The organism is Pseudomonas azotoformans, assembly GCF_900103345.1.
Lineage (GTDB): Bacteria > Pseudomonadota > Gammaproteobacteria > Pseudomonadales > Pseudomonadaceae > Aquipseudomonas > Aquipseudomonas azotoformans.
Map to the genome: position 1 here is coordinate 39,468 of NZ_LT629702.1, position 19,170 is coordinate 58,637.

The window sequence follows — 19,170 nt, forward strand, 5'->3', positions numbered from 1 at the left end:
ATTGATTTTAATAAATTTATCCTTGGGGGTTGACGATCTTTCAATCCGTCCATAGAATGCGCGCCACTTAACGCGTAAAGCACACAGCAAAATGCAGTTAAGTAGTGAATGTTGTACGTGTGTCCCCTTCGTCTAGTGGCCTAGGACACCGCCCTTTCACGGCGGTAACAGGGGTTCGAGTCCCCTAGGGGACGCCATTTGCGGGAATAGCTCAGTTGGTAGAGCACGACCTTGCCAAGGTCGGGGTCGCGAGTTCGAGTCTCGTTTCCCGCTCCAAGTTTAAGCAGTGTGGCTCTCGGGCGGCACTGAGTGAAACCAGGGCATGATCTTCGGATCTAACCCCTGGACACTGAAATACACACCATGTGTTTCAGTTGTGTGTCCCCTTCGTCTAGTGGCCTAGGACACCGCCCTTTCACGGCGGTAACAGGGGTTCGAGTCCCCTAGGGGACGCCATTTTGCGGGAATAGCTCAGTTGGTAGAGCACGACCTTGCCAAGGTCGGGGTCGCGAGTTCGAGTCTCGTTTCCCGCTCCAATTTAAGCAGTGTGGCTCTCGGGCGGCACTGAGTGAAACCAGGGCATGATCTTCGGATCTAACCCCTGGACACTGAAATACACACCATGTGTTTCAGTTGTGTGTCCCCTTCGTCTAGTGGCCTAGGACACCGCCCTTTCACGGCGGTAACAGGGGTTCGAGTCCCCTAGGGGACGCCATTTGCGGGAATAGCTCAGTTGGTAGAGCACGACCTTGCCAAGGTCGGGGTCGCGAGTTCGAGTCTCGTTTCCCGCTCCATATTCAACAAAAACGCCGATCAGCAATGATCGGCGTTTTTGTGTGTGTGCGATTTGTGCTGAGCCGCCGCAGGCCCGCTGTGGCAGCGTTCACTGCGCCGTCAGGGCCTCTTGCGCCGGCATGAAAAAACGCGCAAACAACTCGGATTGAGACTTGATGTTCAATTTGTTGTAGAGGTTGCGACGGTGAACTTTGATGGTCTCTGCCGACAGGTTCAGCTTGCCGGCGATTTCTTTGTTGGAAAAACCGCTCAACAGCAACTTGAGCACATCTTTTTCGCGCGCCGTGATTTGTGTGCCCAGTTGCACGATGGCCTCTGACCAGGGTGGCGGTTCGTCCTGGCTTTTTTCCGCATCGGTCTCAAAGCACATGCGCTGATGCATCAACGCCATCACCCACGGCTTGATGATGTCCAGGGTTGCGATCTGCTGCGGGCTGTAGCGCACGTTGCTGCCAAATGAAATGCACAGCGTTCTGTCGGCGTCGAGTTGTACGTTGTACTGCACCTCATCCACGCTGATGTACTGGGCGAAATACTGGTGGTAATACTCGGTGGTCAGGAAGTGCTCCGGCGCGATGTCGGACAGGTGAAAAAAGCCGCTCTGCGGGTTTTCGCGGTTGGCAATGTAGAACGGGTCGAGCAGGTACAGCCCTTTTACGTAGCGCTGGGTCAACGCGTCCACTTCGTCCGCATCGGCGACCTCAGTCACGCTGACCACCCGTACCTGCTGGTCGCTGAAGATCAGCACGACCCAGTTGTCGATCTGGACGTATTCCTTTAACACACGAACCAGTGAGCTCCAGAACGCCGGGCGGTTCAGTTGCATGATCAGCGTCCCGGCCGACCGATGCCAGGCCAGGTTGTGAAGGTCGAGCGACATGTACTACCCCTTTAGGGTTAGGCATTCATGGGGCGGGGCTAAGTACTTCTAGGTATTTACTAATCGGACGTGCCGAGTATATTCACCCCTCAGCGGATGAAGGCCATGATGGCCTGTCGTTTTTGACAAGGATAGCAATATGAGTCAACCCCCTTTGCGCGCCATGTTCATGGCGGCGCTGGTCTGTGTGGGCGCGAGCGCGCCGGTCTTGGCGGCCGAACCCCGGGTCAACCTGTACAACTGGTTCGGGCTGATCGCCCCGGAAACACCCAAGGAATTCGAGCAGAAAACCGGCACCCGCATGCACATGGATGCCTTCGACAGTGCCGAGATCATGCAGAGCAAGGTCATGGCCGGGCGTACCGGGTATGACGTGGTCGTCGCCACGTCGAATGTCTTGCCCAGCCTGATCAAGGCCGGCGTACTGGCGCCGCTGGACCGCTCTCAACTGAGCAACTTCTCGCATATCGATCCGGAGATGCTGGCGCTGCTTTCCGCCAATGACCCGGGTAACCGCTACGCCGTGCCCTACCTGTGGGGCACCACCGGCATTGGTTACGACGTGGATAAGGTCAAGGCCGCCCTGGGCGAGAATGCCCCGGTGGACAGCTGGGACCTGATCTTCAAGGAAGAGAACATCAGCAAGCTCAAGTCGTGTGGCGTGGCGATGCTCGACTCGCCGAGTGAAATCATTTCGATCGCCTTGCATTACCTCGGGCTGCCCAGCAACAGCCAGAACCCTGAGGATTACCAGAAAGCCCAGGCGCTGCTGCTGAAGATCCGCCCTTACGTCCTCTACTTTGACTCATCCCGAACGGATGCCGACTTTGCCGATGGCAATATCTGCGTGGTGGTGGGCTGGGCGAGCGGGGCGCTGACGGCACAGGCCATCAATGAAAAAAACAACACCGGGCGCAAGATTGCCTACAGCCTGCCGCGTGAGGGTGGGTTGGTGTGGTCGGAGAACTTTGTGCTGCTCAAGGATGCGCCGCATGCCAAGCAAGGTCTGGCGTTTATCAACTACATGCTTGAGCCGCAAGTGATTGCCAAGAGTTCCAACCACACGCTGTACCCCAACGCCAACAAGGATGCCACCGAGCTGGTCGAACAGAAGTTGCGCGACAACCCCTGGATTTATCCATCCAAAGAGACGATTGCCACATTGGTTCCCCTTGAACCGCTGCCCTTGAAGTTGGAGCGAATCCGCACGCGTGTGTGGACCAAAGTGAAGAGCGGCACGTGACCGGCTGAATGACCAGGCACGTCGGGCGGTTGCAGGCGTGCCGTTGAAGGAGATCAATCATGGGCCAAGCCGAATATCAGCGCGACGTGAAGTCGGACGATGACGAGGCGTACACGGAAATCGAAGAACAGATCGGCCACTGTACGCCCGAACAAGCCTGGGCCATGTATTACGTCTCGACCGGCATGGTGCGTGAGTACATTACGCGGGCGGTGATGGAGCACATTGGCCGGGGCAACCGGGCGCTGTTGCTGGAGTTCCCGGAACTGGCCCGGGCCGAAGAGAAATCCCGCTTCCTGCTGCCGCTCTAACCGCATGCCGATCAGCGATGATCGGCATTTTTGTGTGTGCGCTGGTTTGCCGCTTTGGCCAGGCGCACCGTGGCCTCACGGATTTCCGCCTGATCGAGTGAGGCAAAGCCCAGGCGCAGCGCGTTTTCCGGCTGGTCCATCGGTGAAAACTGCCGACCACTGCGCACGACCAGCCCATGCTCCAATGCGGTTGCCACCAACTGATCGACGTTTATCCGATCGTCAAAACGCACCCACAGCGCCAGCCCGCCTTCGGGTTCGCGCACCCTGATCCGATCACCGAATGCCGCATGCAGGCAGCCCTGCAAGACTTCGCGGCGGGCGCGGTATTCCTTGGATACGCGGCGCAGGTGTTTCTTCAATTCACCCGCGTTGATCAGGTCCGCGAGCATCTTCTGCGCCACCGCGTCGGCATCGCCCAGCATCAACGCGGCGTTGCCGTGCAGGGCTTCAATCACGGAGACGGGCGCCACCACATAGCTGCAGCGAAACGTCGAGCCGAGCGCTTTGGACAACGAGCCGACATAGAGCACATGGCGCTGTGAACGGTCGCTGGCCAGCGGCAGATAGGGCCGCCCGTTGAAGTGATATTCGTGGTCGTAATCTTCTTCGATGATGCAGAAGTCATGCAGCGCCGCCAATGCCAGCAACTGTTGCCGCCGCGCTGCGTGCAGGCTCACGGTGGTGGGGAATTGGTGGTGTGGCGTCAGATAGATCATCCGTACCTTGTGCTCGCGACACAGGCGGTCGATCTGGTCCGTGCGGCAGCCTTCGTCGTCGACGTCCACCGTGACCAGTTGCGCGCCCAGCTTGCGGAAAATCTCCCACGCCGGCGGGTAGCTCAGGCGTTCCACCAGCACCACGTCGCCAGGCTTGAGCAGCAGGCTGGCGCTCAGGTACAGCGACATCTGGGTGCCTTGGGTCAGGCAGATATTCTCGGCGCTGACCGTCAGCCCACGGTTGTTGCGCAGCATTTCGGCCAGGGCACAGCGCAACTCATAGCCGGTGCCTTCACTGCCATAACGCACGGTGTTGGAGGTAAAGCTGTTGCGCAGGGCATTGCGGTAATAGCGGTGCAGCACGGCTTGGGGCAGCAGGCGGTGGTCGCTGGTACCGTTGTCGAAAAACAGTGCGCCATGCCGATGTTGCAGCGCCGTCACCTGGGCGTTTTGGGTGAAGTACGGGGCATTCGCCTGCGCCAGGATGGGTGGTGCGAAGGACGGTTGCGCGCGACTCGGCACCGGCTTGGGCGCCAATTGCGCATTGACGAAGGTCCCGCGTCGCGGCTCGCTGACCAGCCAGCCTTTGGTCATGGCTTCTTCGTAGGCCAGGATCACGGTCTTGCGGTTGACGTCGAGCAACTGCGCCATTTCCCGCGTGCCCGGCAGAAGGGTGCCGGGCGGCAAGCGGCCTTCGACGATTGCTGTCACCAGGCCTTCGGTGATCTTGCGGTAGGACGCCTGGCTGGCGCTCTCGTCCAGCTTGAGCAGCGGCCGCCATTTACGCATCTGGACCATCTGAAGTATCCAAAACTGGAGGTTTTAATGGGCCTAGTCTAGCGCAACAATCAAGCCTCACTCACCCCCGAGGTTGTTATGCACACACGTCATGTCATCGAACTGTCCCCCTCGGGGAAAACCTTTGCGGCCGGTGACGAACTGTTGCTGGATGCGATGCTCGCCAGCGGTCTGTCGGTGCCGTTCTCCTGCCGGCGCGGTGCCTGTGGGTCGTGCAAGGTGGTCGTCGCCGAAGGGGAATACCGCGCCAAACACCTTGCGCCGGACGCACCGGTGCCATGCTATCCATTGGCCGCCAATGAAATGTTGTTGTGCCAGAGCCACGCCTGCGGCGACATGCGCCTGGAAATCCCCGGCTGGTCGCTGGACACGCCGGCACTGAGGGTCGAGGCGCAGGTGCTGAGCAAGCGTGCACTGACCCCCGATATCGTGGAGCTGGTGCTGATGCCGGACCTGCCATTGGCGGTGCGTGCAGGCCAGTACCTCAAGTTCCGTCTGGTCGACGGTGACTCGCGGTGCTTCTCGATCGCCAACCTGCCGGCCGACGACGATGGGCGCCTGGTCTTCCACATTCGCCGGGTCAGCGGCGGGTTGTTTTCCGAGGTCCTCCTGGACGACTTGGACGCTGGCGATCTAGTGCAACTGGAAGGGCCTTTTGGTGCCTGCACCTGGCAGGACCATGACGCTGCGCCCGTGGTCCTGTTCGCCACGGGCACCGGCTACGCCGGCATCAAGCCGATCCTGCTGAGCGCCTTGAAGCGCAATGTCGAGGTGACGTTGTACTGGGGCGGCGCGCAGCCGGCGGACTTTTACGACCGTGCGTTCCTGGACCAGTCTGTCATTGACCATCCGCGTTTTCACTGGCACCCGGTGCTGGCGTCGCAGGGGCGGGTGCAGGAGGTTGCGCTGGGCCACGGGCATCACTGGGATGCCGCCCAAGTGTATGCGTGCGGCAATGGCACAATGATCCGCCAAGTCCGCGAGCAATGCCTCGACGCGGGCGTGCCGGCTCACCGGTTTGTCGCCGAAGCCTTTGTGCCCAGTGGAGGCGCAGGTGCGCAAACGCCTTCACCCGCGTTTGACCCGATCTGGGAAAAGGTCGGCCCCCGTTACTCGTTCGACGGCATGCTGGCGGCCCGTGACCAATCCATCCGCGCCCTGGCGGCCATTGCCAGCCGGCTGCGGGTGGGCATGACTACCGGCGAAGCCCTCGACATGGCCGCCGCACAACTGCTGGCGATGGGCGCGTCACACACCTGGCACCCGACCTATATTCGCTTTGGCGCCGACACGGTCCGCCCACCCCGCGAAGGGATCGACCGCCAGCGCAGGCTGCGCGCCAGCGATATCGTAGTGGTCGACCTGGGGCCGGTGTGGGACGGTTACGAGGGCGACTATGGCGACACCTTTGTGTTCGGTGACGCGCCGCTGCACCTGGCGTGCACGACCGCGCTGCACGAAGTGTTCGACGAGACCCGTGACGCCTGGCTGCGAGGCCTCACCGGTCGCGAACTGTATGACTTCGCCGAGCAGAGCGCCGCGTCAAAAGGCTGGAGGCTGGCGCGCAATCTCGCAGGGCATCGCCTGGCAGACTTCCCCCACGCGTTGTTCGAGAGCAAAGAGTTGGCGGATCTGGACATCCCACCGAGTGAAATGGCCTGGGTGCTGGAAATCCAGCTGTGCCATCCCACGGAACCGGTCGGTGGTTTTTTCGAGGATATGTTGAGGCTGCAAGCCTGAAGGGCCCGCCATTGCGGCGGGCTCCTTAACATCAGAGCTTCGGCAGTTGGCCGATACGGCCCATCATCTCGGTGACGATCTGCAGGTCGAGCAGGAACTGGTCGACGGTCTTGAACTCGCCGTCGGTGTGCCCGGTGTACTTCACTTCCGGGCGCGCCAGGCCGAATTGCACGCCGTTGGGCAATTCATGCACCGAGGTTGCGCCGGCGGAGGTGCCGAACTTGTGCTCCATGCCGAGGTTTTCCGTGGCGACTGCCAGCAAGGCCTTGACCCACTCACCTTCCGGGTTGCGATACATCGGCTCGGCCACCGAGTAGGTGAAGTCCACCTTGACCTTGGTTTTCTTGTCCCAGGCGCTCAGCTTGTCGGCGATCTCGGCCTTGAGTTTCTCTGGCGACTTGCCCTTCGGCACCCGCAGGTTCACCGCCAGCTTGAAGGCTTTGTCATCCAGGCCGACAAAGGTCGGCGAAGTGGTCAGCGGCCCCATGAACTCATCGGAGAAGCCCACGCCCAACTTGCCGCCCAGGTAGTCCAGGCCCCAGTTGTCGGAGGCATACCGCGCCGCGTCAGTGATGTGGTTGTGCTTGAGGGCGATCTTGCCGTCGACGCTGTGGATCAGCTCCAGCATGCGCGCCACTGGGTTGACCCCGGACTCCGGCTCTGAGGAGTGAGCGGACACGCCGGTGACGGTCAGCTTGACGTCTTTGCCGTCGACCTTGGCGGCCACTGCAAAATCGCCGCCGTTGCGCTTGGCGTATTCGCTGCCGGCCTTTTGCAGGCTGGCGGCCAACTCGGCAGGCTTGTCGCTGACGAAGGTCGCCACCGACGCCGACGGAATCTGGTTGGTGGCCATGCCGCCGGTCATCGCGATGATTTCCGCGCCTTTGCCTTCACCCTTGCGCCGTGGGAACGTCGCCATCACGGTGCCGTAGCCTTTCTCGGCGATCACCACCGGATAGCCGCCATCCAGCGCCAGGTTGTACTGCGGTGTCGGGTTCTTTTCGAAATAGTAGGGGATCGCGTCGCCGGAGGTCTCTTCGGTGGTGTCCACCAGCAGCTTGAAATTGCGCGCCAGTGGCAGCTTTTCTTCCTTGATCACCTTCATGGCATACATCGCCACGACGATGCCGTTCTTGTCATCTTCGGTGCCTCGGCCGTACATGCGGTCGCCGATCAGCGTGACCTTGAACGGGTCGAGTTTAGTGCCATCTTTGAGCACCCAATTTTCCGGCGTCACCGGCACCACATCGGCGTGGGCGTGGATACCGACGACTTCGTCGCCACGGCCTTCCAGGGAAATCTCGTACACGCGGTTGTCGACGTTGCGGAAGTTCAGGTTGAAGGCCTTGGCCAGGTCCTGGAGCTTGCCGGCGATCTTGATGAATTCCGGGTTCTTGTACTGCGGCAGGCCGTCGACGTTGAAGGTCGGGATTTCCACCAGCTCGCGCAGGGTTTCGAGGGCGGCTTTGCCGTACTTCACCCGGGTATAGATGCCCAGCAGGCGATTGATTTCGTTCTGCTGGTCGGCGCTCAGGGTTTTGTTATCGAGGAAGGCACTGATTGCCGGGCCGACGTCGCTGGTCTTGCCCTGGTCGCCTTTAGCCAGCGCGCCGAGGAAGCCGCGAAAATCGGTGACGGACGTTTCGTTGAAGTTCTTGAGAATCGCTGTGCTTTGCTCGGGCGTGATGTTGGCGAAGGCGGGGCAGGTAACCGCCGAAAGGCTCGCCGCAAACAGGGTGGCAGCCGCCAATTGCTTGAGTGGAAAGTGCATGGAGAGACGCATTCCTTTGCAGGTAGTGAGTAGGAGGTTTCTGATCAAGTTGTCAGAAACATTTTCACACACTAACACTGTGATGGAGCGCTAGGGGAGATGGGGCTGTGGGAAATGTCCGACTTCAATAAGAAAACGCCGCCCCTGGATGAGCGGCGTTTTTGCAGGTTCAGCGAGGAGCCAAATACAAGGTTTGTTTGAACGTACCGTCGGGCACTGGTTCGGAAGTCATATGCCCAGTGAAGCCTGCATACTTGCCGGTACTGCCTAGGACGGCGACGGTGGACAAACCTGTTTCGTACTCCTGTCCGCCGACGACAATGGTGCCCACGGTCTGTCCAGCAAGATCCACGAAAATCAATGTCCATTGGCATTGGCTGTGAACGCCAGGTTGTGTGGTAACGCAATAGCCATTGTTGTGGCCGATGTCCTGGCGACCCTGATCCATCAAGGGTTGAGCGAAGACAAACAGGTCGCCCTGGGAAGGTCCCGGTGCGCCTGTATCCACCGGTGTCTTGAGGCCCCGGGTACCATCGGCGAAGGTGATCAGAGTGGCGGTTGGCTGATTGTTGACACAGGCGCCGAGGGGAATAAGCAAAAGCAGTGTGCACAAGGTGCGAAGGGTAGCGGTTTTCATGGCTGTGCTCTCCTGTAGTGGGCTCCGGCCACAGCACCGCTAAAGCTGCGTCCGGAGACTGAGAAGGCTAGCTGCCAATTTTCAGAATTCAAATGCCCGCAGCCGACTTTGTACTACAGCGTTCCAGGATGCGGAGCCGCGTAGTCGGCCGTAACCTCCAGTGCCTTGGCATAGGGGCCATCCCACAACTGCTCATGCAATTGCCCGACACGCTTGGCCATCGCTTCGTTGTGCATCACCACTTCCAGGTTGCGCGAATTATCCAGGTAGCCACCCAGCCAGTTGCTGGTGCCGACCCACGCAACTTGGCCGTCGATCTCCATGGTCTTGCTGTGGATCACCCGCGCATACGGGATAAACCCTTGTTTGGCCTCGGGCAGGGTCACGATCTTGATCTGCACATTGGGCAGCACCGCCAGGCTCTTGAGGTAGGGCAGTTCCAGCTTGTCGGTGTTCCAGTTGGACACCATCAGCTTGATCGACACCCCACGTGCCGCTGCAGCGCGCACGGCGTTGTCGATCACCGCGTAGTACGGGCGCGTTCTATCCGGGCCGTAGGACAACGGCGCGTAGTCCAGCAATTGCACACGCACTTCCTGCTTGGCTTCGCTCAACAGGCGCGGCAGTTCCAACTGTGAGTCGCCCACGCCGGGCGGGTTGTAGCGCTGCGGGCTGGCGACCAGGTAGTTGCCGGTGCGCGGTGGTTCCTTACCCGCGACGGGCAGCGGCACCGGCTGGTTGTCGGTCAAGGCCTGTTGGGCGTTCCAGTCCTGGTCGAAGATGGCCTGCACTTGGCCCACGACCGTTGCATCGGTGATGCGCAGCCCGGTTTCGTGGATGTGTTCCAGCGAGCGCCAGTCGAAATTCTGGCTGCCGACAAACGCCTGCTTGCCATCCACCACCAGGTATTTGGCGTGGATGATCCCGCCACTCACACGGGCGTAGGGCAAGACGCGAAAGGTCAGGTTGGGGATCGCGCGCAGGCGTTCCAGGGTGGAGGCCTCCGACAACTTGATGCCTTTTTCTTCGAGCAAAAAGCGAATCTTCACACCGCGTTTGCCGGCGGCTTCCAGGCGCTCTATGACACGGTCCATCACCGAGCCGGGGTGATCGGCGGCGTAGAACTGGCCGATATCGATGTGGCTTTTTGCGCCGTCAAACAGCTCGCTCCAGACCGGGCCGGGCTGGCGCAGGTCGTCGGTGCCGAGGGCGCTGTCCACCGGCACGGTGTGCACCAGCTCAAACCCCGGAATCGAAAAGTCCGCCTGGGCCAGCGGACTGAGGAGCAAGCCGGTAAGGCCGGCGATACGCAATTTCAAGGACACGGACATAACACTCTCTTCACTGATGTAGTGAGCGGGCTTGCCCCGCGCTGGGGGGCGCAGCCGCCCCAAACAGTCCACCGCGTTGTCTCAGAAAGACCGAGGTGCCTGGATTGGGGGCGGCTGCGCCACCCGGCGCGGGGCAAGCCCGCTCACTACGGGTTTATGCGGTGCGGCTGTGCAGCGGCGTCGGTACCAAGTGCGGCACTTCATTCTGCACGCGGGCACCGGTGGCAGCGCGGATCAGCAGGATTTTCAGCTGGTCGTTGATGCGCTCCAGGCTGTCCTGGAAGAAGTTGTGGAACACCACGCAGAACAGTGCGATGGCGATCCCCAGGCCGGTGGCGAACAAGGCCGTGCCGATACCACCGGAGATCTGCCCTGGGTCGGACACGCCCGCTGTCGCCAGCGCCTTGAAGGTGTCGATGATGCCGAGGATGGTGCCCAGCAAACCCAGCAGAGGCGCGGCGGTGGTGATGGTTTCGATGATCCACAGGCTGCGGGCCAGTGGCGCGCGGGTGGTCAGGTACTGGGTCTCGATGACGTCATCCAGGTCCTTGCGCGAGCCTTGCGAGGCTTTCTGTGCCAGCACCGGCAAGATCATGCTCAGCGGCAGGCTGTCACGCCGGGTCAGGCTTTCCGGCAGGTCGCGTTCGCTGTGCACGTTGGCGCCGAGCACTTCGGTCAGCGCACGGGCCTGGCGGCGTACATACGCGAAGTAAATCCCGCGCTCGATGGTGATGAAGATCGCGATGGCCATCGCGGCATACATCACATAAAAGGTGATGTCGTGGAGCAGGTTCATGTCCATGTTCACTTACCTCGCAATTAGAAATTGGCTTCCAGGGAAACCGTCACGGTGCGCTCCAGGCCCACGATGTAGGCCGGGTCGCCGTCGCGGAAACCGCCGTAGGTGGCCGCGTTGGTCTTGGTGGTGTACACGCCGTCCAGGTACTTCTTGTCGAACAGGTTGTCGACGTTCAGGCGCAGGGTCGCGTCCTTGACCACTTTCTTGTCCACCGGCAGGTAGATACCGGCGCCGGCGTTGAATACGGTGCGCCCGGAGATGGCTTCGTCGTTGGTCAGGTCGCCGTAGAGCTTGCTGGTGTACTTGCCGCCGAAGGTGCCGTAGAAGCGCCCGTCGTCGTAGCCGATGTTGGCGGCCAGCATGTTTTTCGGCACGTTGGCGAACTGCTTGCCGCTGGTGGGCAATACGATCGCTTTGCCGGCGTTGTACACGGTCAGGTCGTCTTGCTGCTCGGCCTTGGTGTAGGTGTAGGAGGTGTAGTAGTTGAAGTGGTTGGGCAACAGGCCGCTCCACTCCAGTTCCAGGCCGCTGTTGTTGACGGAGCCGGCGTTGATGTCGGCGAAGTCGCCGTTGATATCGCGCGACGACACCTGGCGATCCTTGAACTGCATGTAGAACAAGGTGGCGGCCACGGTCATGTCTTCATCGGTGTAGCGCCAGCCCAGTTCATGGTTCCAGCTGGTTTCCGGCTTGGCGTCGATGGAGCCGGCGCCCTTGTCGTACAGCACGTAGTTCTGCGGGATGCGCATGTTGCGCGACAGGCTGTAGAACACCTGGTCGCGTTCATCCACCTGGTATTTGAGGCCGGCGTTGGGCAGCAGTTTGTTGTAGCTCTGGTTACGTTTTTCTGCTTGCTCGGTGAGGCTGCCATGGTTGGTGCCGTCACGCTTGACGTTCATGTAGGCCAGGCCGCCGATCAGGGTCCAGTCCGAGTTGATGTACCAAGTGTCCTGGGCCCAGACCTTCTGCGCCGGGGTAATGGTGAAGCGGTCGCGGCCCTGGATGGTGTTGCCATTGGCATCTACCACCGCCTCGTTGGAATCCGGCCAGGTGTCGACCGGCTTGCCGCTGGCCTTGAGCGGAATGAACGGCTGGGTCTGGCTCTGGCGTGCGCGCTCGTACCAGTAGCCCACTTGCACGCTGTGATCGCCCAGGTCCCAGTTCAGTTTGGTGGTGATGCCCGGACGCCAGGTCTGGGTACGTGAAGGGCGGTAGTACACGCCGCTGTTCGGGGTGCCGTCGGCGTTGTATTGGGCGCCGGTGGGCAGGTTGCCCAGGTCGAACACACCGCCCTGGTTCGAGCCGCGGTTGAGGGCATAGCTGGACGAGCCGACGCCGCTGCCGTTACCCCAGTAGTAATACGGGATCACCGACAGCGCGAGGTTGTCGGCCAGTTTGAACTGGGTGTTGAGCACGGCGGTGAACGTCTGGAACGGGTTCTGCGCCAGGGCGTAGTAGCTGTTGTACTTGCCGTTGCTGCCCACGGTGGGCGTGGCCGGGTAGGGGTCGTACTTGCGGCCGTTCTGCTGGAACTGCGCCTTGGTCAGTTGGCTGTAACTGTTGTTGTCCTGCTCATGGTACTTGAGGATCAGGTTGGCGGTGTTGCCATCGCCGGCATCGAAGAAGCTGTTCCACTCGACTTTATCCGCGCGCACGGCGCCCGAACCGCGCCACATCTGGCCTTCGGTATGGGAGGCCGACAACCAGTTGCTCAGGCCATTGATCTCGCCGGTGTTGAGGCGGGCGAAGGTCTTGCGGGTGGCGTTGCTGCCCATGATCTGTTTGACGAACGCACCGGTTTCCTTGGTCGGGCGAATGGTCACGATGCCTATGTTGCCGCCGCTGGAGCCGATGTGCGGGCCGTCGGCTTCCGAGGAACCCTGGGTGACGAAGATCTGCTCGATGTTTTCCGGATCGCCCAGCAGGTTGGAGTACAGCGCGTAGTTGCCGGAGTCGTTGATCGGCATGCCGTCCACCGACATCCCCACCTGGTCGGAGTTGAGGCCGCGCATGGTGAAGCGAAAGCCCGACAGGCCGGTGTTGTCTTCGCTGGAAATGTTCAAGCCCGGGGTGTACTTGAGCTTGTCCACGGCGTTGCCGGTGGCGGTCTGTTTATCCAGCGCTTCCTTGGTCACGGTGGAGCGGCCCTTGATGCTTTCTTCCTGCACCATGTAGCCGCCACCTGCCGTGGCCTTGCCCTGAACCCCAATGGTCCCGACGTCACTGTCGCTGGTGTCGGCCATGACCATTCCATGGCCCATGCTTGCGGCAACAAGTGCCAGATGAATCCGTGTGAACCTCATCTCTGTCGTCCTGGTGTCGGGTGCTTATTGCACGCTGTAGTTGAAGGTGGCGGTGAAGCGCTGCTCATTGCGGCCCCCGAAGGCTTGCTCGGGGAACGGCTTGACTTGCTTGATGCGACGCAAGCTGTTGGTGGCGGCCCGGTTGAGCAACATGCTCGAGGCCTGGGTTTGCAAGCCAGAGTCGAGAACCCGACCCTGGCGGTCGACCAGCAACCAGACCACCACTTCGCCGGTCGGGCGTTCGAGGGAGGCCTGGCGTCCGGTGGGGTACTGCTTGTAGGTGTCCAACTCGTTGCGCAACCCCTTGAGGTAACCGACTTCCAGTGCCTGGCCGTCGACCTTGGGAGGGGCGGGTGGCGCCGGTGTCGGCGCGGCCTGGGCCACAGGCGCCGGTGCCGGTTTGGCAGCGACCGGTGGCGGCGTCGGTGCGGGCGTTGGCTTGGCCACCACGGGCTTGGGCAAAGGTTTTGGCTTGGGCTCAGGCTTGGGTTTTGGCTGCGGCTTGGGCGGTGGCGGTGGCGGGGCCGGCTCCGCCTCTTCATCCTCGATTACCGGCGGTGGCGGCTCTTGTTCCACCACCGGTTCCGGGATCACTTCCGGCTCCGGCTCGACCAGCGCCAACTCGACGGCGGACTCGTCATACACCGGTTCGACCTTCAAGGTCTGGGACTGGATACCCAGTGCAATCAGCACCAGGGCGATCAGGGCCGGGACGCTGCCCAGCAGCTGACGCGCACGAAACAATACGTACATGATCAGGACTTACGCGTGGCAATGGACACGGAGGTAAAGCCACCCAGACGCAGGGTGTCCATCACCTCCACCAGGCGCGAAACCTCGACGCCTTTGTCGCTGTTAACGATGATGGTCGACTTGGTGTCAGGCTTTTCGGCGGCCTTCAACGCCGGCACCAGCGCATCGACCGTGAGGTCCTTGCCATCCAGCTGCAACTGGCCTTCGAGACCCAGGGTCAGGATGAATTTGTTCTGCGGCTTGAGCTGCTGCGAACTGCTGGCGCTGGGCAGTTGGGTCTTCATGCCGAGGGCCGGAATCACGTTCAGGCTCACGAGTACGAAAAACACCAGGAGGAACATCATCACGTCGATCATGGGGATCAGTTCGATGTGCGCCTTGCGTTTTTTCGGTTCGTCCCAGGTTCTCATTCCGCTACCCCGTTATTGAATTAGGGGCGACACGCTAACAACCAAAAATGACCGATTGGTTAACTTTAATTGACGTTTTGAGGGCTCTAGGACAAGTCTTTCAGGCGATTTTCAAGACATTTTTGTGACGTAACAGAACTGACATGCAGCGGGGGCATTCTCAAAAACTTTACATCGAGGGCCCCTGGTAATGAGCCGTGACCTGCCACAAATAACCACGCCGCGACTGTTAATGCGCGCATTGGAAAAGCACCAGGCCGAGACGTTGTGCAGCCTCGCCAACGGGCCGAAGATTGCCGATAACACGGCGAGTATTCCGTCGCCCTACACCTTGCAAACGGCGTTGGATTTCATCGATGGCATGCAGGAGAAATTTCGTTCGGCCAACCTGTTGAGCCTGGGCGTGCATCTGCGTGACACCGGCGAATTGATCGGTATCGCCAGCTTGCGCATCAATGCGCTTCATCACTATGGGCACCTTGGTGGCTGGACGGCGGCGGATGCACGTAACCTGGGGTATGCGACCGAGGCGGCGACCGGGCTGATGGACTACGGCTTTGGCGAACTTGGCTTGCACCGTGTGGGCAGCCAGTGTTTCAGTCGCAACAAGGAGTCGGCGCGGGTCATGGAGAAAATCGGCCTGCAGTACGAAGGTTGCATGCGCGGGGCGTTTCTCAAGAATGGGGTGCATGAAGACATGCTGGTGTTCGCCACCCTGCGTGCGGACTGGGAGTTTCGGCTGTGAGGGGTGACGTTGATCACGGCCGGCGCCGGGTCCTCGCCGGGCTCGCCGTTGCCACCACTTTTTCGATCCTCAGCCCGTTCGCGCGCAGTGCCGGGGTGGACTACCCGTTCACCTTGGGCGTGGCCTCAGGCGATCCACTACCCGACGGGTTTGTGATCTGGACGCGCCTGGCCCCGCTGTTCAATGCCGCCGATGGCCGGGGTGGCTTGAGCCGCCCGGTGCCGGTGCGTTGGCGAGTCGCCCGCGATGCGGCGATGACCCGCGTGGTGCGCCAGGGCGAGGTCATGGCCAGCGAGCGCTGGGGGCATTCGGTGCATGTGGAGGTCGCGGGGCTGGAGCCGGGCAGGCCGTACTGGTATCAGTTCGAAGGGCTCGGCGCGCAAAGCCCGGTGGGGCAGTCACGCACGGCTCCGGCGGTGCATGCCACGGTGTCGGCACGCTTGGGGTTTGTCTCGTGCTCCCATTGGGAGCGTGGCTATTTCAGTGCGTATCGCCACCTGGCGCAGGAGCAACCCGACCTGGTGTTTTTTCTCGGGGACTACATCTACGACAGTTCCTACGCAGCGGACTCGGGCAAGATCATTCGCCCCCATGGCAGCGGCAACGCGGTGAGCCTGAGCGACTACCGCAACCGCTATGCCTTGTACAAAACCGATCCGGATCTACAGGCCCTGCACGCTGCCGCACCGAGCGTGGCGACCTGGGACGATCACGAAGTACAGAATGACTATGCCAACCGCTGGTCCCAAGACCCGAAGATCCCGGTGGGGCAGTTTCTGCAGCAACGGGCGGCGGCCTACCAGGCCTTTTATGAGCACATGCCGCTGCGTGCCAGTAGCTTGCCGAAAGGGCCGGACATGCGCATTTATCGACGCATGGACTACGGCCGATTGGCGCGTTTCCATGTGCTGGACGGCCGACAGTACCGCTCCGAGCAACCGTGCATTCTGGCCAATGGCAGCCACCAGGGGCATATCGCCGATAACCTCTGTCATGACTTGCGCGACCCCGGCCGCACCCTGCTCGGGTGGCAACAAGAAGCCTGGCTGGACCAGGGCTTTGCCCAGTCGAGGGCGCAGTGGAACATCATCGCCCAGGACTTGCTGGTGGCGCCGTTGACTCAACGCGACCTGACCAACCACAAGCCGGGGCGCTGGACCGATGGTTGGGATGGCTACATGGCCAATCGTTCACGGATGCTGGCTTCCCTCGAGCGCAACCGGGTCAACAATCCGGTGTTCTGGGGCGGTGATATCCATTCGTTCTGGGTGACGGACTTGCATGCCGATGGCAACAACCCGGATTCGCCCGTGGTGGCCACGGAGTTCGTCGGTACCTCGGTGACGTCCGACGGGCCGCCGTTTGAGGCGTTCAGCAAGATCCTGCCGCTTAACCCCCATGTGAAATTCTTTGACAGTCGTCAGCGTGGGTATGTGTCGGTGGAGGTGGATGAAGGCAGGATGCTCACGCACTTGCGCGTGATTACCGACCCGCGTGATCCGGCGGCCAGGGTGTCGACGCTGAGGTCGTTTGTGCTGGAGGCGGGGCGGGCGGGGGCGATTGCGGTGTAAGGGATAGACGCACTTTTTGTGGCGAATGAGCTGTTGTGGCCAGTGGACTTATTGTGGTGAGCGGGCTTGTTGTGGCGAGCGGGCTTGCCCCGCGTTGGGCTGCGTAGCAGCCCCAAAACCTGCCGTGAGGTTTATCTGACATAACGCGGTGTTCCGATCAGGGCCGCTTCGCAGCCCAACGCGGGGCAAGCCCGCTCGCCACAACAGGCCCGCTCGCCACAAGGTAAATGCGGCTGGTTCAAGCGATTTCGTAGCGCACCGACAACGCGCCCTTTTTCTCCGACAACGCCAGGATGGTCACCTGGCCCAGTTCACCCAGGTTTTGCACATGAGTGCCGCCACAGGCATACGCAGGCAATTCGCCAAAGCCGACCTGGCGGGTGCCGTCTTCCAGGTTCATATGGCGCGGGTAGTCCGCGGCGATCCATTGGTTGACCTGTTGTTGGAGAGTCTCGGCCTCCATGCTCTGCGCCGTTTCACCACGGATAAAGGTGATCTTGCCTTCGCCTGGCCAGTGATGGGCCTTGATCGGCATCCAACCCAGGCTCTCGCCCACGTTACCGATCAAGTGCCCGGCGGAATGCAGCCGGGTGTGTAACGCACGGCGCTGTTCATCGACCCGTGCGGTGACGGGACCTGGCTCCAGCGGGCGGTCGACGTAGTGCACCACGCGATCGGCCTCTTGGATAACGCGCAGCACAGTGCTCTCGCCGAGCCAGCCGGTATCGAAGGGTTGCCCGCCGCCCTGTGGATGAAAAATCGTCGACTGCAGGATCACCGCGAACTGGTCTTCGTGGAGCGTGCAACTCAGCACCTCCAGTTCGGCAGTCAGGTGGTCGTGGGTGAAAAACAGGCGTTCGGTCATGATCTACATCCGCATCAGGGTTCTGCGGGCAGTATAAATAGTGCGTGGATGAGTGATAATCCGCTCAATTATCAATGGACCTGTGCACCATGAGCATCAATCTACCGTTGCCGCTGCTGGGCGAGATGGCGATTTTCGTCAAAGTGGTGGAAACCGGCAGCTTCTCCGAAGCCGCCCGGCAACTGGGCGCTTCACCGTCCTCGGTGAGCCGCAGCATCTCGCGCCTGGAAAAGGCCCTGGCCACGCGTTTGTTGCAACGCACTACACGCAAGTTACGCCTGAGCGAGGGCGGTGAAGAGGTGTTCAAGCGTTGCCAGGAGATGGTCAACGCGGCACGTTCGGTAATGGAGATCAGCGGACAGTTCACCCATGAAGCCGAAGGGCTGGTGCGGGTCAGTGTACCCAAGGCGGTGGGGCGGTTTGTGGTGCACCCGCATATGCCGGAGTTCCTGCGGCGTTATCCAAAGGTCGATGTGCAGTTGATCCTGGAGGATCGGCAGGTGGACCTGATTGATGACAATGTCGACCTGAGCATTCGCATCACCGACAGCCCGCCGCCGGGGTTGGTCGGCCGGCAATTATTGCCTATCGAGCATTTGTTGTGCGCGACCCCGCAGTACCTGGCGGAGCAGGGTACGCCGGGCCATCCCCATGATCTGTTGGAACACAGTTGTATCTACCTGGGGGAAACGCCAGGGGACTCGCGCTGGAAATTTCGCCAGGCGGGCAAGGCGGTGACGGTGGCGGTGCGCGGACGGTATGCGGCGAACCACACCGGGGTACGGCTGGATGCGGTGTTGCAGCATGTGGGGATTGGCAGCCTGCCGTACTTTACGGCGCGCCATGCGCTGGAGGAGGGGCGTTTGGTGCAGGTGTTGCCGGCGTGGGACTTTATCGCGTCCTACCATGGCGAGGCGTGGTTGCTGCATTCGCCCACGCGCTATCTGCCGCCGAAGTTGCGGGTGTTTATTGATTATCTGGTGGCGTGCATGGCGAAGGAGCCGACATTGCGACGGCCCATTCCGGATCGCTGATCAGTGCTTGCTCTGGTCGTCGGGCATGGCCAGCAGCTGTTTTTCCTGGTTCCAGTCGAACGGTTCGTCATTCTGTTCGGCTTCGAAACGGCGCTCTTCCAGGGCCTGGTACAGGTCCAGTTCTTCATCGGGCATGAAGTGCAGGCAGTCACCGCCGAAGAACCACAGCAGGTCGCGTGGCACCAGGTGGGCGATCTGCGGGTAGCGCAGGATGACCTGGCTCATCAGGTCCTGGCCCAGGTACTGGCTTTCGATCGGGTCGATGGGCAGCAGGGCGCGCAACTCGTCGAAACGCTCCAGGAACAGCGTATGGCTTTCCTCGGGCACCTGTTCGGCTTCGCCGACGGCAACCAGGATGCTGCGCAAGTGGTCGAGCAAGACGAGATGATCGGCAACGACGTTGGACACGAGATAAGTCCTCTAAAGCAAAAACGGGCGCGAGAGTATATGCCTCTCGCGCCCGTT

Annotated in this window: 17 protein-coding genes and 6 tRNA genes; 12 read left to right on the plus strand and 11 right to left on the minus strand. The window is 61.0% G+C overall.

Annotated features, from left to right (window positions below; translation table 11 throughout):
* The first annotated feature begins 121 nt into the window (after positions 1-121).
* The 6 genes from BLR69_RS00185 (at position 122) to BLR69_RS00210 (ending at position 794) form a co-directional block, all read left to right on the plus strand.
* Positions 122-197: transfer RNA gene (locus tag BLR69_RS00185), tRNA-Glu, on the plus strand.
* A 3-nt stretch (positions 198-200) separates the two neighbouring features.
* Positions 201-276: transfer RNA gene (locus tag BLR69_RS00190), tRNA-Gly, on the plus strand.
* Positions 277-380: 104 nt separating this feature from the next.
* Positions 381-456 (plus strand) — tRNA-Glu (locus BLR69_RS00195).
* Positions 457-460: 4 nt separating this feature from the next.
* Positions 461-536: transfer RNA gene (locus BLR69_RS00200), tRNA-Gly, on the plus strand.
* A 103-nt stretch (positions 537-639) separates the two neighbouring features.
* Positions 640-715, plus strand: a tRNA-Glu gene (locus BLR69_RS00205).
* A 3-nt stretch (positions 716-718) separates the two neighbouring features.
* A tRNA-Gly gene (locus tag BLR69_RS00210) sits at positions 719-794 on the plus strand.
* 89 nt (positions 795-883) lie between these two features.
* Here BLR69_RS00210 and BLR69_RS00215 read toward each other — a convergent pair.
* Complete coding sequence (locus BLR69_RS00215) at positions 884-1,675, minus strand: response regulator transcription factor (protein ID WP_071496200.1); 792 nt, start codon at positions 1,673-1,675, stop codon at positions 884-886.
* A 139-nt stretch (positions 1,676-1,814) separates the two neighbouring features.
* On the opposite strand from BLR69_RS00215, the gene BLR69_RS00220 reads away from it, so the two are divergent.
* Both BLR69_RS00220 and BLR69_RS00225 read left to right on the plus strand, forming a co-directional pair.
* Positions 1,815-2,918 (plus strand): polyamine ABC transporter substrate-binding protein, encoded by a 1,104-nt coding sequence (locus BLR69_RS00220; RefSeq protein ID WP_071496199.1) that lies wholly within the window; start codon positions 1,815-1,817, stop codon positions 2,916-2,918.
* 59 nt (positions 2,919-2,977) lie between these two features.
* Positions 2,978-3,229, plus strand: a complete 252-nt coding sequence (locus BLR69_RS00225) for a hypothetical protein (protein ID WP_071496198.1) — start codon at positions 2,978-2,980, stop codon at positions 3,227-3,229.
* An 11-nt stretch (positions 3,230-3,240) separates the two neighbouring features.
* On the opposite strand, the gene pdxR is transcribed toward BLR69_RS00225, so the two are convergent.
* Positions 3,241-4,746, minus strand: a complete 1,506-nt coding sequence (gene pdxR, locus BLR69_RS00230) for a MocR-like pyridoxine biosynthesis transcription factor PdxR (protein ID WP_071496197.1) — start codon at positions 4,744-4,746, stop codon at positions 3,241-3,243.
* A gap of 78 nt (positions 4,747-4,824) precedes the next feature.
* Here pdxR and BLR69_RS00235 point away from each other — a divergent pair, with 78 nt between their 5' ends.
* Positions 4,825-6,486 (plus strand): M24 family metallopeptidase, encoded by a 1,662-nt coding sequence (locus BLR69_RS00235; RefSeq protein WP_071496196.1) that lies wholly within the window; start codon positions 4,825-4,827, stop codon positions 6,484-6,486.
* Positions 6,487-6,517: 31 nt separating this feature from the next.
* Here the strand turns inward: BLR69_RS00235 and BLR69_RS00240 are convergent, their stop codons facing one another.
* The 7 genes from BLR69_RS00240 to BLR69_RS00270 form a co-directional block, all read right to left on the minus strand.
* Positions 6,518-8,257, minus strand: coding sequence for a dipeptidase (locus tag BLR69_RS00240; protein ID WP_071496195.1), 1,740 nt, complete (start codon positions 8,255-8,257; stop codon positions 6,518-6,520).
* A 169-nt stretch (positions 8,258-8,426) separates the two neighbouring features.
* Positions 8,427-8,894: a hypothetical protein gene (locus tag BLR69_RS00245; protein WP_071496194.1), complete on the minus strand. Its 468-nt coding sequence runs from the start codon at positions 8,892-8,894 to the stop codon at positions 8,427-8,429.
* A 113-nt stretch (positions 8,895-9,007) separates the two neighbouring features.
* Positions 9,008-10,225, minus strand: a complete 1,218-nt coding sequence (locus BLR69_RS00250) for a phospholipase D-like domain-containing protein (RefSeq protein ID WP_071496193.1) — start codon at positions 10,223-10,225, stop codon at positions 9,008-9,010.
* Between the two features lie 154 nt (positions 10,226-10,379).
* Entirely contained in the window at positions 10,380-11,027 is a 648-nt protein-coding gene (locus tag BLR69_RS00255) for a MotA/TolQ/ExbB proton channel family protein (RefSeq protein ID WP_071496192.1), read from the minus strand.
* A 17-nt stretch (positions 11,028-11,044) separates the two neighbouring features.
* A complete protein-coding gene (locus tag BLR69_RS00260) occupies positions 11,045-13,327 on the minus strand; it encodes a TonB-dependent receptor (protein WP_071496191.1) in 2,283 nt (760 codons plus the stop codon).
* A gap of 24 nt (positions 13,328-13,351) precedes the next feature.
* Complete coding sequence (locus BLR69_RS00265; protein WP_071496190.1) at positions 13,352-14,080, minus strand: energy transducer TonB family protein; 729 nt, start codon at positions 14,078-14,080, stop codon at positions 13,352-13,354.
* A 2-nt stretch (positions 14,081-14,082) separates the two neighbouring features.
* The gene (locus BLR69_RS00270) at positions 14,083-14,490 is read right to left on the minus strand and encodes an ExbD/TolR family protein (RefSeq protein WP_005786670.1); all 408 of its coding nucleotides are present in this window, start codon (positions 14,488-14,490) and stop codon (positions 14,083-14,085) included.
* A 190-nt stretch (positions 14,491-14,680) separates the two neighbouring features.
* Here BLR69_RS00270 and BLR69_RS00275 point away from each other — a divergent pair, with 190 nt between their 5' ends.
* Both BLR69_RS00275 and BLR69_RS00280 read left to right on the plus strand, forming a co-directional pair.
* Positions 14,681-15,235: a GNAT family N-acetyltransferase gene (locus tag BLR69_RS00275; protein WP_071496189.1), complete on the plus strand. Its 555-nt coding sequence runs from the start codon at positions 14,681-14,683 to the stop codon at positions 15,233-15,235.
* Complete coding sequence (locus BLR69_RS00280) at positions 15,232-16,806, plus strand: alkaline phosphatase D family protein (RefSeq protein WP_071496188.1); 1,575 nt, start codon at positions 15,232-15,234, stop codon at positions 16,804-16,806. Before BLR69_RS00275 ends, BLR69_RS00280 begins: the two co-directional genes overlap by 4 nt.
* A gap of 238 nt (positions 16,807-17,044) precedes the next feature.
* Here BLR69_RS00280 and BLR69_RS00285 read toward each other — a convergent pair whose 3' ends face one another.
* The gene (locus BLR69_RS00285; RefSeq protein ID WP_071496187.1) at positions 17,045-17,671 is read right to left on the minus strand and encodes an alanyl-tRNA editing protein; all 627 of its coding nucleotides are present in this window, start codon (positions 17,669-17,671) and stop codon (positions 17,045-17,047) included.
* An 89-nt stretch (positions 17,672-17,760) separates the two neighbouring features.
* Here BLR69_RS00285 and BLR69_RS00290 point away from each other — a divergent pair, with 89 nt between their 5' ends.
* Positions 17,761-18,705, plus strand: a complete 945-nt coding sequence (locus BLR69_RS00290; RefSeq protein ID WP_071496323.1) for a LysR family transcriptional regulator — start codon at positions 17,761-17,763, stop codon at positions 18,703-18,705.
* Here the strand turns inward: BLR69_RS00290 and BLR69_RS00295 are convergent, their stop codons facing one another.
* Positions 18,706-19,113: a PA2817 family protein gene (locus BLR69_RS00295; RefSeq protein WP_025858812.1), complete on the minus strand. Its 408-nt coding sequence runs from the start codon at positions 19,111-19,113 to the stop codon at positions 18,706-18,708.
* Positions 19,114-19,170: the final 57 nt, after the last annotated feature.